Origin of the sequence: Nonomuraea spiralis, from assembly GCF_014648435.1 — a bacterium.
Taxonomy (GTDB): Bacteria; Actinomycetota; Actinomycetes; order Streptosporangiales; family Streptosporangiaceae; genus Nonomuraea; species Nonomuraea spiralis.
In genome coordinates, this window is the sequence record NZ_BMRC01000001.1 from 673,963 (window position 1) to 689,497 (window position 15,535).

At 71.6% G+C, this 15,535-nt stretch carries 17 protein-coding genes; 12 read left to right on the forward strand and 5 right to left on the reverse strand.

Going from position 1 to position 15,535, the window contains the following annotated elements; translation table 11 throughout:
• The first annotated feature begins 85 nt into the window (after window positions 1-85).
• From IEZ27_RS03160 to IEZ27_RS03180, 5 genes are all read left to right on the forward strand, one after another.
• The gene (locus IEZ27_RS03160; protein WP_189645771.1) at window positions 86-1,006 is read left to right on the forward strand and encodes a BKACE family enzyme; all 921 of its coding nucleotides are present in this window, start codon (window positions 86-88) and stop codon (window positions 1,004-1,006) included.
• 86 nt (window positions 1,007-1,092) lie between these two features.
• Complete coding sequence (locus IEZ27_RS03165) at window positions 1,093-2,025, forward strand: carbohydrate ABC transporter permease (RefSeq protein WP_125646750.1); 933 nt, start codon at window positions 1,093-1,095, stop codon at window positions 2,023-2,025.
• 4 nt (window positions 2,026-2,029) lie between these two features.
• Entirely contained in the window at window positions 2,030-2,860 is an 831-nt protein-coding gene (locus IEZ27_RS03170) for a carbohydrate ABC transporter permease (protein WP_185845236.1), read from the forward strand.
• A gap of 60 nt (window positions 2,861-2,920) precedes the next feature.
• On the forward strand, window positions 2,921-3,967 hold the full coding sequence (locus IEZ27_RS03175; RefSeq protein WP_189645772.1) for a Gfo/Idh/MocA family protein: 1,047 nt from the start codon (window positions 2,921-2,923) through the stop codon (window positions 3,965-3,967).
• A gap of 59 nt (window positions 3,968-4,026) precedes the next feature.
• Window positions 4,027-4,884: a fumarylacetoacetate hydrolase family protein gene (locus IEZ27_RS03180; protein ID WP_189645773.1), complete on the forward strand. Its 858-nt coding sequence runs from the start codon at window positions 4,027-4,029 to the stop codon at window positions 4,882-4,884.
• A gap of 12 nt (window positions 4,885-4,896) precedes the next feature.
• Here IEZ27_RS03180 and IEZ27_RS03185 read toward each other — a convergent pair whose 3' ends face one another.
• On the reverse strand, window positions 4,897-5,847 hold the full coding sequence (locus IEZ27_RS03185) for a helix-turn-helix transcriptional regulator (RefSeq protein WP_189645774.1): 951 nt from the start codon (window positions 5,845-5,847) through the stop codon (window positions 4,897-4,899).
• Between the two features lie 52 nt (window positions 5,848-5,899).
• Here IEZ27_RS03185 and IEZ27_RS03190 point away from each other — a divergent pair, with 52 nt between their 5' ends.
• Window positions 5,900-7,045: an epoxide hydrolase family protein gene (locus tag IEZ27_RS03190; RefSeq protein ID WP_189645775.1), complete on the forward strand. Its 1,146-nt coding sequence runs from the start codon at window positions 5,900-5,902 to the stop codon at window positions 7,043-7,045.
• Between the two features lie 188 nt (window positions 7,046-7,233).
• Here IEZ27_RS03190 and IEZ27_RS03195 read toward each other — a convergent pair whose 3' ends face one another.
• Entirely contained in the window at window positions 7,234-7,683 is a 450-nt protein-coding gene (locus IEZ27_RS03195) for a GNAT family N-acetyltransferase (RefSeq protein ID WP_229823157.1), read from the reverse strand.
• 142 nt (window positions 7,684-7,825) lie between these two features.
• Here IEZ27_RS03195 and IEZ27_RS03200 point away from each other — a divergent pair, with 142 nt between their 5' ends.
• Window positions 7,826-8,314, forward strand: a complete 489-nt coding sequence (locus tag IEZ27_RS03200; RefSeq protein ID WP_189645777.1) for a MarR family winged helix-turn-helix transcriptional regulator — start codon at window positions 7,826-7,828, stop codon at window positions 8,312-8,314.
• 147 nt (window positions 8,315-8,461) lie between these two features.
• Here IEZ27_RS03200 and IEZ27_RS03205 read toward each other — a convergent pair whose 3' ends face one another.
• A complete protein-coding gene (locus tag IEZ27_RS03205; protein WP_229823158.1) occupies window positions 8,462-9,649 on the reverse strand; it encodes a coiled-coil domain-containing protein in 1,188 nt (395 codons plus the stop codon).
• Window positions 9,650-9,793: 144 nt separating this feature from the next.
• Here IEZ27_RS03205 and IEZ27_RS03210 point away from each other — a divergent pair, with 144 nt between their 5' ends.
• Entirely contained in the window at window positions 9,794-10,537 is a 744-nt protein-coding gene (locus IEZ27_RS03210; protein WP_189645779.1) for an SDR family NAD(P)-dependent oxidoreductase, read from the forward strand.
• Window positions 10,538-10,777: 240 nt separating this feature from the next.
• Window positions 10,778-11,683 carry an RNA polymerase sigma-70 factor gene (locus IEZ27_RS03215; RefSeq protein WP_229823160.1) on the forward strand — a complete coding sequence of 302 codons (906 nt, stop codon included), beginning with the start codon at window positions 10,778-10,780 and terminating at the stop codon, window positions 11,681-11,683.
• Window positions 11,684-11,737: 54 nt separating this feature from the next.
• Here the strand turns inward: IEZ27_RS03215 and IEZ27_RS03220 are convergent, their stop codons facing one another.
• The gene (locus IEZ27_RS03220; RefSeq protein ID WP_189645781.1) at window positions 11,738-12,715 is read right to left on the reverse strand and encodes a helix-turn-helix transcriptional regulator; all 978 of its coding nucleotides are present in this window, start codon (window positions 12,713-12,715) and stop codon (window positions 11,738-11,740) included.
• Window positions 12,716-12,849: 134 nt separating this feature from the next.
• On the opposite strand from IEZ27_RS03220, the gene IEZ27_RS03225 reads away from it, so the two are divergent.
• Both IEZ27_RS03225 and IEZ27_RS03230 read left to right on the forward strand, forming a co-directional pair.
• The gene (locus IEZ27_RS03225) at window positions 12,850-13,164 is read left to right on the forward strand and encodes a VOC family protein (protein ID WP_189645782.1); all 315 of its coding nucleotides are present in this window, start codon (window positions 12,850-12,852) and stop codon (window positions 13,162-13,164) included.
• A gap of 56 nt (window positions 13,165-13,220) precedes the next feature.
• Window positions 13,221-14,312, forward strand: coding sequence for a winged helix DNA-binding domain-containing protein (locus IEZ27_RS03230; RefSeq protein WP_189645783.1), 1,092 nt, complete (start codon window positions 13,221-13,223; stop codon window positions 14,310-14,312).
• 22 nt (window positions 14,313-14,334) lie between these two features.
• Here IEZ27_RS03230 and IEZ27_RS03235 read toward each other — a convergent pair whose 3' ends face one another.
• Entirely contained in the window at window positions 14,335-14,841 is a 507-nt protein-coding gene (locus IEZ27_RS03235) for a hypothetical protein (RefSeq protein WP_189645784.1), read from the reverse strand.
• Between the two features lie 78 nt (window positions 14,842-14,919).
• Here IEZ27_RS03235 and IEZ27_RS03240 point away from each other — a divergent pair, with 78 nt between their 5' ends.
• Window positions 14,920-15,504 carry a GNAT family N-acetyltransferase gene (locus tag IEZ27_RS03240; protein WP_189645785.1) on the forward strand — a complete coding sequence of 195 codons (585 nt, stop codon included), beginning with the start codon at window positions 14,920-14,922 and terminating at the stop codon, window positions 15,502-15,504.
• Window positions 15,505-15,535: the final 31 nt, after the last annotated feature.

Here is a 15,535-nt window from a genome sequence, read left to right on the forward strand (position 1 = left end):
CGGCCCTCACCGGCGGGCGAGGCGCCCGACCCGTTCCCCCTCCCGACGGTGCCCGGGGGGCACCGCCATGCGAGAAAGGCCATTTGTGGACAAGGTCATCATCACCGTAACCGTCGACAGTTCGATGTCGTATCCCGGTTTCAAGGGCATGCCGAAGATCGACGACGTGCCCGCCGTCGCCGGCGAGTACGTACGGGCCATCGACTCCGGCGCCTCGCTCGTCCACCACCATGGCGTGCACTACCTGGAGGACTCGATCCAGGAGGACGGCCGGCAGCTCTCCCGTACCGACTACGACGGCTGGGCCGACCTCACCGACCGCATCCGCGCCGAGCGCGACGCCATCATCCAGTTCGGCATCGCCAGCGCCCGGCTGGAGGAGAAGGTCGCGCTGATGAAGCTGCGCCCGGACATGATGTCCTACGCCTTCAACGTGCACGACGAGTACTTCCGCCCCGACCCCGCCTACCCGGCCAACGAGCAGTACGCGATCCACACCCGCCCCGAGCTGGAGGCGTTCTGCAAGGCGGCCAAGGAGCACGGCGTCAAGCCCGAGGTCGAGTCCTTCTACACCGGCGCGTTCTGGAACCTGGAGTTCATCCGCGACCAGGGCCTGCTCGACGACCCGGTCTGGACGACGCTGTTCCTCGGCTGGCCCGGCGGCGCCTGGACGCCCCCCACCGAGGACTCGCTGCTGTACCTGGTCAGGCACCTGCCGCCCAGGGTCAACTGGAACGTCAGCGTGATGAACCCGAAGATGCAGTGGCGCCTGCTGGCCATGGCCATGAGCCTCGGCGGCCACGTCCGGGTCGGCTGGGAGGACAACCCGTACCTGCCGGACGGGTCGGAGTCGCGTTCGAACGCCGAGCTCGTGGACGAGATCGTCAAGATCGCCCACCTCATGGGCCGCGAAGTGGCGACCCCCGACGAGGCTCGCGAGATCATCGGCCTTCCCGCACGGTCGGAAGGGACCCAGCCGGCGGCCACCGCCGGGCAGAGCGCCTAAGACTCCTCAGGACACGCCGCGACGCGGCGGTGCGGTGCGGGTCACCGCACCGCACCGGTCGCGCAACGTAGGGAAGTAGATCGCACATGGCCGTCACGGTCACCACAGACGCCGGCCCGGCGACGCCGTCGCGCAGGCGACCCCGCCGGGGGCTCCGGCGGGGCGAGGTCCGCGGGATGCCGTACCTGCTCATCCTGCCCGGCTTCATCTTCTACGCGCTGTTCGTCCTCGTTCCCATCGCCGACACGGTTCGCCTGTCGTTCCTCGAATGGGACGGGCTCTCCCCCCAGACGTGGGTGGGCCTGGACAACTACCTCCAGGTGCTGACCGATCCGAACACCTGGACGTCGTTGCGGGTCTCGCTCGTCTTCGTCGTCTTCAGCTGTGTGCTGCCGGTGGTGATCGCCCTGCTGCTCGTGGGCATCATCGCCCGGACCCGGATCCGGGGGCTCAGCTTCTTCCGGTTCGTGTTCTTCCTGCCGTACACGATCGCCCTCGCGGTGGTCGCGATCGCCTGGCGCTGGCTCTACTCGCTGGACGGCTCCCTGAACGCGATCATCGAGGCCGTCTTCGGCCCCGATTTCGTCCGGCCGTTCCTCGGCGACGCCGGCCTGGCGCTGCCCGCGCTGGGGATCGTCGGGTTGTGGGCGACGTTCGGCTTCGTCGTGGTCATGCTGCTCTCCGGTACGCAGCACATCCCGAAGGAGCTGTACGAGGCGGCGCGCATCGACGGCGCGGGACCGGTGCGGGAGTTCTTCACCGTGACCCTGCCCGGCATCCGCCACGAGCTGCGCGTGTCGCTGGTGATGACCCTCACCCTGTCGCTGCGCATCTTCGACCTGCCCCTCATGGCGACGCAGGGCGGCCCCGGCTACGCCACGACCACGCCGTCCCTGATGATGTACCGCGACGTGTTCGTCAACGGCCAGATCGGTCCGGGAGCGGCCATCGCCGTGCTCCTCACCCTGGTCATCTTCATCGGCGTCGGCCTGGTCAACCGGCTCGTCAGATCGGAATAACACGATGATCTCACGCCGCAGCAACACCATGTCGTACGTGGTCCTGCTCCTGTTCGCGGCCTTCGCGATCTACCCCTTCATCTCCACGACGCTCGTCGCCTTCAACCCGCCGGACGCCTCCGTCAGCGGGCTGGCCTGGCCGAGCCAGTGGTCGCTGGACAGCTTCATCAGCGCGTGGAACAACCCGGACGCGGGCATCGGGCGCTCGCTGCTCAACAGCATCCTGCTGTCCGGCGTCGTCGTGAGCGTGTCGGTCTTCTTCTCGATCCTGACCGGCTACGCGTTCGGCACGATGAAGTTCCGCGGCTCGTCGCTGCTGTTCCCGCTGTTCGTCCTCGGGCTGATCGTGCCCTACGAGGCGACCGTCATCCCGCTGTACTACCAGTTCAGGTCCTTCGACCTCATCGACACCTACTGGTCGATGATGTTGCCGTGCATCGGCGGCTCGATGGCCTTCGGCACGTACTGGATGACGTCGTTCTTCAAGTCCTTCCCCCGCGAACTGCTGGAGGCGGCGCGGACGGACGGGTCGAACCGGTGGCAGACGCTCTGGCGGGTGATCGTGCCCACGGCCAGCTCGCCGATCTTCGCCCTGGCCACCATCCTGTTCATCTGGACCTGGAACAACCTGCTGCTCGCGGTCGTGATGATCTCGCAGCCGGAGCTGCGGATGGTTCCCGCCGCGCTCAACTTCTTCGTCGGCCTGCAGTACGGCAGCAACTACCAGATCACCTGCGCGGCGGCGATCATGGTCGCGCTGCCGGTCATGATCGTGTACTACCTCCTCCAGCGCCGGTACGGCGCCGACGTCCTCGCCGGCTCGCTCAAGGGCTGAGGCCCGCTGCACCGGTCGCCACCAACCATCCATTCGTCACATCCTTTACTGGAGAATCACATGACAGTGTCGAAGCCGGGCGTCGGCATCGCGGGTCTCGGACTGATCTCGAAGACCCACGCGGCGGCCTACAAGCGGATGTCCGACGTGGTCGACCTCGTGGCCGGCTGCGACGTCAACCCCGAGGCGACGGCGGCCTTCACGGCCGAGTTCGGCGCCAAGACGTACACCGACCTCCAGGACCTGATCGACGACCCGCGGGTCGACGTGGTGGACCTGATCCTGCCGCACCACCTGCACTACGACGCCGCGATGGCGGTGCTGGACGCCGGCAAGCACCTGATCCTCGAAAAGCCCGTCGCGCCCACGTACGAGCAGTCGGTGGCCATCCAGCGGCGGGCGGCCGAGGCCGGCGTGCACTTCATGGTCGCGGAGAACAGCCGTTACATCGCCGCCTACCAGGCCGTGCACCGGCTCCTGCGCGAGGGCGCCATCGGCGAGGTCATCCACGCCAGGACGTACCTGCGTTCCAACGAGAAGGCCCACCTGTCGATGCCCGGCTACTGGAGGACCCAGTTCAAGCTCGGCGGCGGCCTGGTCATGGACACCGGCGCCCACTCGTTCTACCTGCTCAAGTGGCTGCTCGGCGAGTTCGACGAGCTGACCGGCGTCTCCAAGAAGGTGTTCCCGCTCGACAACGAGATCGAGGACACCGCCGAGGTGTACGGCCGCATGCGCAGCGGCGCCCACTTCTCGTGCGGCTTCACCTCGGTGTCGGAGGTGCCCCACAGCGAGCGCCTGGAGCTGTTCGGCACCGAAGGCGGCATCCTCGTCGACCAGATGTCCGACCCGGTGGTCAAGGTCTTCCGCGGCCAGCACGACTTCCTGGGCGAGGCGATCACCGAGGTCCCCTTCGGCCCCGACGCCTGGCACCCCGGCGGCTGGCACTACGAGTCCGTGATCACCGAGGTCACCGACTACGTGCGGTCGCTGGTGGAGGGACGGCCCCCGCTGATCGACTCCGGCGACACCGTGTACGCCATGCGCGTCGTCGAGGCCGCCTACGAGTCCATCCAGTCCGGGAAGACCGTCACCCTCCCGGCCTGACGCCCCTCCGGCGGCACCGCTCCCCCGATCGACCTCCACACCAGAAGCTGGACCTGTTCATGAGACTCATGCGTATCGGCGCCCCCGGCGCCGAACGTCCGGTCGTCGCGATCGACGACGAGACCTACGTCGACGTGTCCGACGTGGTCACCGACTTCGACGGCGCCTTCTTCGCCGCCGGCCTGGACACGCTCGCGGCGACCGTCGCCGAGCGCGTGGCCGCGGGCGCGGCCCGCCGTTTCGCCGGTGAGCGCGTCGGCGCGCCGATCGCCCGCCCCCACCAGATCCTGTGCGTCGGCCTGAACTACGCCGACCACGCCGCCGAGTCGGGCCAGGAGCCGCCGGCCGAGCCGATCGTGTTCACCAAGGCGCCGAACACGCTGGTCGGGCCGGACGACGACGTGCACATCCCGCGCGGGTCCTCGGCCACCGACTGGGAGGTGGAGCTCGGCGTCGTGATCGGCACCCGGGCCCACAACCTGGACAGCGACGAGGAGGCGCGCGCCGCGATCGCGGGATACGTGCTGGTCAACGACGTCAGCGAGCGCGACTTCCAATTCCGCCACGGCGGTCAGTGGGTCAAGGGCAAGTCGGCCCCGACGTTCAACCCGTGCGGACCCTGGCTGGTCACGCCGGACGAAGCGGGCGACGTCACCAGCCTCGGCATGTGGCTCGACGTCAACGGCGAGCGCCGCCAGACCGGCTCGACGGCCCACATGTTGTTCGACCCCGTCTTCATCGTGCGCTACCTGAGCCGGTTCATGGTCCTCGAACCCGGCGACCTGATCAACACGGGCACGCCCGCGGGCGTCGGCATGGGCTTCGACCCGCCGGTCTACCTGAAGCCGGGCGACCGGATGGAGCTCGGCATCGACGGGCTGGGCCGCCAGACCCAGACCGCCGTAGCCGCCCCCTGACCGGCGGCCCTCTCACCGCACTGAGCCGAGCAGGCGGTCGGCGAGCTCCCGTACGTGCCGGACGAGTTCGGGCGGGTCGTGCACCTCGAACGGCACGCCGAGTTGCGCGACCCACATGGCCAGCTCGTCGAGGGAGTTCGAGCCGGCGCTGAGGACGCAGGCGCCGTCGTCCGCCGGCTCGACCACCGCCATCGTCGGCGGCATCCGGGCCGCGACGACGTCGGCCGGGGCGTGCACCGTGAACCGTCCGCGGTAGCGGTAGGGGTCGACGGAGATCCGCTCGGAGACGTAGCGGACCAGGTCGTCGCCGGGCGGTTCGCGGGGGGTGAAGCGCGGCCCGTTCGGGGTGTGCAGGCGCAGCCGGTCGACGCGGAACGTACGCCAGTCCTCCCGGCCGGTGTCCCAGGCCACCAAATACCAGCGCCGGCCCGAGTTGACCAGCCGGTACGGCTCGGCGGCGCGCCGGTCGGCGGTGCCGTCGTGGGAACGGTAGTCGAACCGCAGGCTCTCCCGGTGGTGGACGGCCGCGGCGATCGCCGTGAGCACCGCCGGGTCCACGGCCGCGGCCGGCCCGGTCAGCGGGACCGTCACCGTACGCAGGTCGCCGACGCGGTTCCGCAGCCGCGACGGGAGGACCTGCTCCAGCTTGGCCAGGGCTCGTACCGAGGTCTCCTGGATGCCGGTCACGCCGGACACGGCCGCCGTGCCGAGCCCGATGGCGACCGCGACCGCCTCCTCGTCGTCGAGCAGCAGCGGCGGGAGCCCCGCGCCGGCGCCGAGCCGGTAGCCGGGCGTGCCCGCGACGGCGTGCACGACGTAGCCGAGCTCGCGCAGTCGGTCGACGTCGCGCCGGACCGTACGGCCGGAGACGCCGAGCCGTTCGGCCAGTTCCGCGCCCGACCAGTCCTTCGGTGTCTGCAGCAGCGACAACAGGCGCAACAACCGCGCCGAGGTCTCCAGCATGCCGTCCATCCTAGGACCGGAACTGTCCTAACCGCTGCCTAACGTGGGTGGCATGAACGACGACCTGCGCATTCACCCGTTCCGCATCGATGTCCCGCAAGCGCGGCTGGACGACCTTCGCCGTCGGCTGGCGGCGACCCGCTGGCCGGACGAGCTGCCCGGCGTGGGCTGGTCGTACGGCGTCCCCGTCGGCTACGCGCGCCGGCTGGCCGAGTACTGGCGCACCACGTTCGACTGGCGGGCCGCCGAGGCGCGGCTGAACGCGTTCCCGCAGTTCACCACCCACATCGACGGACAGAACGTGCACTTCCTGCACGTCCGTTCCCCCGAGCCCGGCGCGCTGCCGCTGATCGTCACGCACGGCTGGCCCGGCTCGGTCGCCGAGTTCATGCACGTCATCGGCCCGCTCACCGACCCGGCGGCGCACGGCGGCGACCCCTCCGACGCCTTCCACGTCGTCGCCCCCTCGATCCCCGGGTTCGGCTTCTCCGGCCCGACCACCGAGACCGGCTGGGACCTGGAGCGGGTGGCACGCGCGTGGGCCGTGCTGATGGACCGGCTCGGCTACCGGCGGTACGGCGCGCAGGGCGGCGACAGCGGCTCGGTGATCTCGCCGATGCTCGGCCGCGCCGCGCCGGGAAATGTCGCCGGCGTGCACGTCAACGGCGCGCTCGGCTTCCCCAGCGGCGACCCGGCCGAGTTCGAGGGGCTCGCCCCCGCCGAGCTGGCCCGCCTCGGCCAGTACCAGGACCAGGACCGGGCCGGTTACGCGATCATCCAGGCGACCCGGCCGCAGACCCTCGCGTTCGGGCTGCACGACTCGCCGGCGGCGCAGCTGGCGTGGATCGTGGAGAAGTTCAAGGAATGGACCGACCCGGCCCGCGAGCTGCCCGAGGACGCCGTGGACCTCGACCAGCTGCTCACCGACGTGAGCGTCTACTGGTTCACCGAGACCGCCGCCTCGGCCGCCCGCCTCTACAAGGAGGGGCAGAAGGGGTGGGGCGCCGCGGCCGAGTACTCAGGGGTGCCGCACGGCGTCGCCGTCTTCCCCGGCGACGCGGGGGTCCGGCGGATCGCCGAGCGCGAGCACAACGTCGTGCACTGGTCGGAGTTCGACCGCGGCGGCCACTTCGCCGCGATGGAGGCCCCTGACCTGCTGATCGAGGACATCAGAACCTTCTTCCGCCCCCTCCGCTGACCGCCTTGCGATCGGAGGGGACTGGCACGCCGGTGACGTGATCGCGGCCAGGGCGGCGTACGGCGGGCGCGCCGGTGAAGTGATCGCGGCCACGACGGCGTACGGCGGGCGCGCCAGGGAGCTGGTCGCGCCCGTGTGACGGGCACCGGCGCAGGTGCCGCGCCTCCGTCGCGAGCACGTCCGGCCGATCAGTTCACCGGCCAGGCGTACTCGAACTCGGGCAGTTCGAATCCCTGCTCGAAGCGGCACATGCGTTCGTCGGTGCGGTGTGCGCCGTGTCGTTCGTAGAAGGCGATGGCGCGGGTGTTCGCGCTGAGCACCTCCAGATAGACCTCCCGGCCGGGATGCTCGTCGGCCACCCACGCCAGCCCTCGCCGCAGCAGGTGCGTTCCGACGCCTGAGCCGGTGCTGCCCGGCCGTACGTGGAGGTTGTCGAGCAGGATCCGCCCGCCGTCGGCCGGAAGCAGGTAGACGAAGCCGGCCAGTTCCCCGTCACCGTCATGGGCGACGAACAACCCCGATCCCGGCACGGGCGAGGCCAGCCGTTCCCGCCACAACGCCAGCCGGTCGTCGTCCAGCGGGCCGTTCAGGAAGGTGTCGGGCATGATCCCCGCGTACGCCGTACGCCAACTGCTCACGTGCAGGGCAACAATGGGGACAATGTCGTCAATTCGCCCGTTCCTTATTTTCATGGCCTGAAGCATCCCATACGGGAACGAGCAGACCGGCCGCGCTGACGGCAGTGCTCGAATAGGTTCAAGCTTGAAGTATGGTGGGGGTGTGGGAGACCCCGGGGAGCCGAACTGGCTCGACGACGAGGAGCGGCAGAGCTGGTACGCGCTGGCGCTGCTGCTCAACCGGCTGCCCGCCGCACTGGACACCCAGATGCAACGGGACACCGGGATCAGCCAGTTCGAGTACATGGTGCTGTCGGCGTTGTCGATGGCGCCGGACCGGACGATGCGGATGAGCCTGCTCGCCGAGTACGCGGGCGCGTCGCTGTCCCGGCTGTCGAACGTGGTCGCCCGGCTGGAGAAACGCGGCTGGGTGACCCGTTCCCCCGATCCCGCCAGCGGCCGTACGACCCTGGCCGCCCTCACCGAGGAGGGCATGGCCGTCGTCACCGAGGCCGCGCCCATGCACGTCGCCGAGGTCCGCCGCCTGGTCATCGACCCGCTGACCAAGACCCAGCAACAACAGCTCGGCGCGATCGCCACGCGCATCCTGCGAGCCCTCGACCCCACCCAAGAACGTTCCGCCCACCCCTGACCGCCACGTGCCGGGGGGCGCGCGCTGAGGCCATCCGCCGCCGAAAACGCGTCTCGCCGCCCAGCCGGATCACGCCGAGGCAGGCCGTACCCACCGAGGCAGGCCGCCGGATCGACACATGCCCGGCGCTTACCTGCCCGGCAGGTGTCAGCCTCCTTGGGCCGACCGCAGTTCGGCCGCGACGGCTCGTTCCCGCAGCCGGGCGGCCTCCGTACGGGCTGCTTCCAGCTCGGCCCGTACGTCGGCCAGCCGCATCCGCTCCAGCCGCAACTCCCCCAGCAGCTGATCGCGTTCCTTGACCGCCGCGGCGGCCCGCGCCTTCTCCCGCGTGTACTGCTTGTGCTCCTTGGCCAGCGCCGCGGCGGCCTCCCGCTCCGACGCCGCCAGCTTCGCGGCCAGGTCGCCCGCCTCGCCCGCCGCCTGTGCGGCCTCCCGCTGCGTGACCGCCCGATCCCGCTCCGCCTCGGCGGCGGCCCGCTCGGCGCGTTCGGCGCGTTCCACAGCGCGCTCCCGCTCCCGCGTGGCCGCCTCCTCCCGGGCATCGGCGGCGATCACCGCACGTTCGGCCAGTTCACGCGCCCGCGTGGCCGCCGCCGTCTCCTCCCGGGCCCGGTCTCTCTCCTCCCGTGCCCGGCCGGCCTCCGACCCGGCCTGTACGGCCCGCGCCCGTTCCTCCTCAGCCCGCCCCTCGGCCGACTCCACCTGTTCGGCCAGCTCCTGAACGACCTGATCCCTGGTCTGCTCGGTCAGCTCGGCCTGTCGCGAGGTCTCCTTCACCCGCCGTTCGGCCAGCTCGGCCCGCCGGACCGCCTTCTCCGCGGTCTGCAACGCCTGCCGTTCGGTGCTCGCGGCCTCGCGCAACGCGGCCAGCGCCTGCTCGCGGGCGCGTTCGGCGTCCTGCAGCGCGGTCTCCCGTTCGTGCTCGGCCTCCTCCAGCCGCGTACGCATCTCGGCGGTCTGCCGCCGGGCGTGCTCGGTGGCCTCGCGGGCCAGGCGTACCTGCTCGAAGGCCTGCTCGCGCTCGGTCCTGGCGATCGCCACGCGGGTGTGCGCCTCGGCCTGGATGGAGCTGATCTTGGCCTCGACCCCGGCCGGGCTCAGCTCGTCGGCCAGGGCCTTGGCCAGCGGCTCGATGGCGGCGACGAGGCCGCTCTCCATCCGGTCGTACAGCTGCTCGGCCCTGGCCAGCGCCCCTTCCAGCCCGGGGGTGGCCCGCCGCAGCTCGCGCTCGCGCTTGGCGGCGGCCTGGCAACCCTTCTCCGGACAGTACGACCTGGGCCGCCCTCTCCCCGCCCGTTGTTCGACGGGAGCTCCGCAATGCTTACAAGGCGTCACCGCGCCCGCCTCCGCAGTCACGGCGACACTCTAACATTTTCTAATTTCTGGAAATTCAAATCCGAAAATTGAAGGTCACGTGGACGGCGTGTGAGGTCGGTCACAAGCTGTCACGGGTGGGCGGGGTCCTCCGTCTTAGAGCGCATGACGAACACGGAACCCACCACAGCGCTGATCACCGGAGCCAACAAGGGCCTCGGCCTCGAAGCCGCCCGGCGGCTCGGCGAACTCGGCTGGACGATCTTCCTCGGCTCGCGCGGCGAGGCCCGAGGGCGCGTGGCAGCGGCCGAACTGACCGAGGGCGGCGCCAACGTGATCATGATCCCTCTGGACGTGACCTCCGACGAGTCGGTGACCCGAGCCGTACGGCTCGTCCGCGAGCACACCGGCCGCCTGGACGTACTGATCAACAACGCCGGGGCGCCGGGCAACATCGTCCCACCCGCCGAGGCGACGGCCGACGAGATCCACGCGGTCTACGACACCAACGTCTACGGGCCGATCAGGGTCACGCACGCGTTCCTGCCCCTGCTGGAGGCGGCGGAGAATCCGCGAGTGGTGATGGTGTCCAGCGGCGGCGGCTCGTTCGCCGTCGTGACGGACCCGGACCAGCCCGTCTCGAAGATGCACGAGCTCGCCTACAGTTCCTCGAAGGCCGCCCTGAACATGATCACCGTCCGGTACGCCCAGGCGCTCCCCCACATCAAGTTCAACGCCGTCACGCCCGGCGAGACCGCCAACCACAAGTTCACCGCCACCGACATGAACCACCACACCGGCCAGCTGACGGTCACCGAGGGCACCGACCCGATCATCGAACTCGCGACCCTCACCCCCTCCGGCCCCACCGGAACCTTCATCGACCGCCTGGGCCGAGTCGCATGGTGACGGCCTCACCCCCACCCCGCCCGCTCCCCACCGATGGGCCGGCCCGTGGCGGGCACACCCGGTCCGGGAGGTGGATGCCCGAGGGGCGGCCCGTCGCGCCGGGCGGGACGACCGGCTGGGCTGCTCGATCAGCCTGCTGGACGTCGTACGGAAGAAGCCCCGAGCGAGAAGGCCGAGAAGATGAGCCGCGGTACGCGAGCCGATGAGACAGCTTCCCCGAACGCGACGGAGGAACAGGGCGTGACCGGGTACCGGCCGCTGCTGTTCTCCATCGCCTACGGGATGACCGGATCCGTGGGCGACGCCGAGGACATCGTCCAGGACGCCTTCCTCGGCATGACCCGGGCGCGCAACGCGGGCACCGCGATCACCGACCCGAAGGCGTACCTGACGACCACGGTGACGCGGCTCGGCATCGACCACCTGCGCTCGGCGCGGGTGCGACGGGAGACGTACGTGGGAGATTGGTTGCCCGAGCCGGTCGTCGCGCACGCCGGCGAGCCGGGGCCGGCCGAGCACGCCGAGCTGGCCGACTCGCTGTCGATGGCGTTCCTCGTGCTGCTGGAGTCGCTCTCGCCGGTGGAGCGGGCGGTGCTCATGCTGCGCGAGGTGTTCGGGTACGGCTACCAGGACGTCGCGAGGATCACCGGCAAGTCCGAGGTGAACTGCAGGCAGATCCTCGCCCGCGCCAGGCAGCGGATCGCGACGGGGAGGCAGGCACGCGGCGGCGCGCCGTCCTCGGCGCGGCGGGCGGAGGGCGAGGAGCTGGCCCGCAGGTTCTTCGAGGCCGCCGAGGGCGGTGACATGGACGCGCTGCTCGGCATGCTCGCGCCCGACGTGGTGCTGCGCGGGGACGGCGGCGGCAAGGCGCAGGCGATCGGGCGACCGGCGGCCGGGGCGCCGCGCGTGGGCAAGCTGCTCGTCGCGGGGTTGCGCCGGGTTCTGAAGCTGGGCGTCTCGGTCCGGACCGCCTGGGTCAACGGAGGGCCGGGCGCCGTCATGTACGACGCCGAAGGGCGGGTGGCGGCCGTCGTCGAGCTCGACGTCGCCGACGGCGTGGTCCAGGCGGTCCACTCGGTGGTCAACCCCGACAAGCTCCGCCACCTCGGGCCGGTCTCCGACGTCGCACGCCTCCCGAACACCTGACCCACCCCGCACGGCCCGGGACGACCAGAAAGCCCCGGGCCCGCGAGGGGGTGGTCATGAGGAGGCGGCGGTGGTGCAGCGGGTGGCCAGGTGCGCGAAGGCGGTTCTGAGTTCGGGAGGGCCGATGACCTCGATGTCGGCGTCGTACCTGCCGAGCGCGGACGCCAGTCCCAGCCACGACCACGACCCCATGACCACCCGGCACCGCCCCGGCCCCGCCTCCTCCACGACCGCGTCGCGCGCGTACCGGGACACGACCGCGGCGGGCAGGCCGAGGAGCACCTCTCCGCGGCAGGGCCAGCCGCCCGCGTCGTCCGAGCCGCGGAAGCGGGCGGTCACGAAGGCGGCCACGTCGCCGCCGGGCAGGTCGCGCGGGGTGAAGCGGGGGCCCGTGGGGGTGCGCGGGGTGACGCGGTCGGCGCGGAAGGTGCGCCAGTCGGCGCGGTCGAGGTCCCAGGCGACGAGGTACCAGCGGCCGCCCCAGGTGACGAGGTGGTGGGGCTCCACCCGGCGCGGCGGGGCGGGCGTGCCGACGTCGTCCGTCTCTGAGGGGTAGTCGAGGCGCAGCACCTCCCGGGCGTGGACGGCGGCGCTGAGCGCCATGAGCACCCCGCTGCCGACCTGCGGCTCCGGCCGTACGCCCGCCCGTTCTACGGCGGTGATCCGGAGGGTGTCGATGCGGTGGCGCAGGCGTGCGGGCATGACCTGGCGGACTGTGGTGAGCGCGCGTGCCGCGGCCTCCTCGATGCCGGCGCCGGCGGTGGTGGCGAGCTGGAGCGCGATGGCCAGCGCGACGGCCTGCTCGTCGTCGAACAGCAGCGGCGGCAGCTCGGTGCCGGCGTCGAGCCGGTAGCCGCCGTCGGGGCCCTTGATCGCCGTGATGGGGTAGCCGAGCTCGCGCAGGCGGTCGACGTCCCGGCGTACGGTGCGCGGGCTGACCTCCAGCCGCTCGGCCAGCAGCGCCCCCGGCCAGTCGCGGCGCATCTGGAGCAGCGAGAGCAGGGCCAGCAGGCGTGCCGAGGTCTTCTGCATGTTCTCCATGGTGCCGTAAGAAGAGGCCACAACCTGACCGCTTCCCTTGCCACCATGGGCACCGGCGCCGGGGGGCGGGACGAAACCGCCAAACCCGGCCGGACCACCATGAACGCGATCAGCAAGGAGCTGTCATGTCCGTCGATGTTGTGATGGCCTATGACGTGTCCGCCCGCCTGCCGTGGGACCGGGGTGAGAACGCGTTCTTCGTGTCGCTCACGGCGGGCACGGCCGAGGAGGTCACCACGTACTGGAACAACCTGTGCGAGGGCGCGAGCGTGGTGCGGGCGCTGGGGCCCGCGCAGTGGGCGCCGCTCCACGGCACGGTGACGGACCGGTTCGGCGTGACCTGGATCGTGGAACTCGCCGCCACCACCGCCGACGACGACGCGGCCAACGCCAACGACGACAACGCCAACGACGCCGACACGACCACCGACGCGGCCTGACGGCCCGGCAGAAGGACCGCGGAGGTGAACATGTGCTCGTCCGGAGGCGTGCGCCGATGACCGTACTCGGTGTCAGGGCGCTCAACCGCGCCACGCTCGCCCGCCAGCTGCTGCTCGACCGGGCGGAGATGCCGGTCCTGGACGCCGTCGCGCACCTGTGCGGCCTTCAGGCGCAGGAGCCGCAGGAACCGTTCGCCGGGTTGTGGTCGCGGTTGCGCGGCTTCGATCCGGCGGCGCTGTCGGACCTGCTGGTCGGCCGGGGCGTGGTGCGCACCCATCTGATGCGCCGTACCGTGCACCTGGTCGCCGCCGCCGACGTCCTGGCCTGGCGGGCCCGCCACGACGCGATGTTGCGCCAGCGGGTGCTCGGCGTCTACCGCCGCGAGCTGGCCGGGGTGGACCTGGACGAGCTCGCGGCGGCGGGCCGGGCGGTGCTGGCCGACGGCGAGCCGCGTTCGATGTCGCAGCTCGCGCGGGAGGTGGCCGGGCGCTGGCCCGCGCCGGGGCCGCGGGCGCTGGGCGAGATGCTGGTCGCGGCGCTCGTCCCGATGGCGCAGTTGCCGCCGCGCGGGTTGTGGCGGACGAAGGCGGGGGTGCGCAACGTCCCGCTGTCGTCCTGGCTGGGGCGCGAGATCGACCCGCCGGCCGCCGACGGCCGCGATCCCGTGGGGCAGACTCTCGTACGGCGTTACCTGGCGGCGTTCGGCCCCGCCGCCACCGCCGACCTGCGCGCCTGGAGCGGGCTGGCCGGGCTGCCGGCGGCCGTGGCCGCGGTACGCGAGGAGCTGGTCGCCTTCCGCGACGAGCGCGGCCGGGAGCTGCTGGACCTGCCGGACGCGCCGCGTCCCGACCCCGGAACGCCCGCCCCGGTACGGTTCCTGCCGGCGTTCGACAACGCCATCCTCGGCTACCACGACCGCGGCCGGATCATCGACGACGCCCACCGCGGCCTGTCGGTAGCCGGCGCCCGGGTGGTCCTGGTCGACGGCCGCGTCTCGGCCACCTGGACCGTCGAGGACGACACCGTGCTTGTCACCCCGCTGCGCCGTCTGTCCGGGGCCGAGCGCGCAGCCGTGGCCGAGGAGGGAGGGGCGCTGGCGTCGTTCCTGTCGGACGGCGGCAGCGACCGCGCGCGGCTCTCGCCGTGAGGGCCGCCCGTGGACGCGACCACTACAGATCGCCCAGCGCGGACAGAAGCCGCCCGATCCAGGCGAAGAACCGCAGGACCCGGCGGAAGGGCCAGACCACCACCCAGAAGGCCGGTTCGAGCCACCGGAACGGGGCGAGCAGGCGCGCCAGGACCATGACGATCGTGTCCGGGTCCAGCGACCGCAGAACCCAGCACCGTCCCCGGTGTCCCCACCTCCGGTGCAGGACGAGGGACACCAGTACGGGCGGCAGCGTCAGAGCCGTCGCGATCGCGAGCGCGTACGGTCCCAGCAGCCAGATCCCGGCCGCCCACACCAGCCCGTACAGTCCCCACTCGACGGCCAGGCCACGCAGCAGCCGGCTCATCCCGCCCTCCGACCGGACGTGCCGAGCCAGGCAGGCCGGTCGGCTCGCGCACACGTCCGGCAACGAGGCGTCGAGGGGGATCAGCGGCCGCTCGGGCTCGGACGGCTCGTCCGCCTCGGTCGGGCCTTCCCGGCGGCTGAGCGGATGAAGATCGTCGTTCACCCGCCCTGGTCTACCGGGGAGGCCTTGTGATCCACTGGTGATCACCGGTCATGTCCGGACTGGCCGTAGGATCTGCCGGTGAACACCGACGCATCCCCAATCGTCCTGCGTACCGAACGGCTGACGCTCAGGCCCTGGCAGCCGTCCGACCTGGCGCCCTTCGCCGAGCTCAACGCCGACCCGCAGGTCATGGAGCACTTCCCCGCCACGCTCACCCGGCAGGAGAGCGACGCGTTCGCGGCGGCGAGCGACGAGCTGATCTCGCGGCAGGGGTGGGGCCGCTGGGCGCTGGAGGTCACGGCCACCGGCGAGTTCATCGGCTTCACCGGCCTGCACCGGCCGGTGTTCGAGGCGGCGTTCATGCCCGCGGTGGAGATCGCCTGGCGGCTGCGCCGCGCCGCCTGGGGCCACGGGTACGCGACCGAGGCCGCCGGGGCCGCGCTCGGCCACGCCTTCGACCGGCTGGGCCTGGACGAGGTGGTCTCCTTCACCGCGACGGTGAACCTGCGTTCCAGCGCGGTCATGCGCCGGCTCGGCATGACGCACGACGCGGCCGGCGACTTCGACCACCCCGTCCTGCCGCCGGGCCACCGGCTGCGCAGGCACGTGCTGTACCGGCTGTCGGCGTCCGACTGGCGCCGCCACGCCGATCAGGCGGTGTGACCGGACCGCTCACGCCGACCGGCCCCCGGAA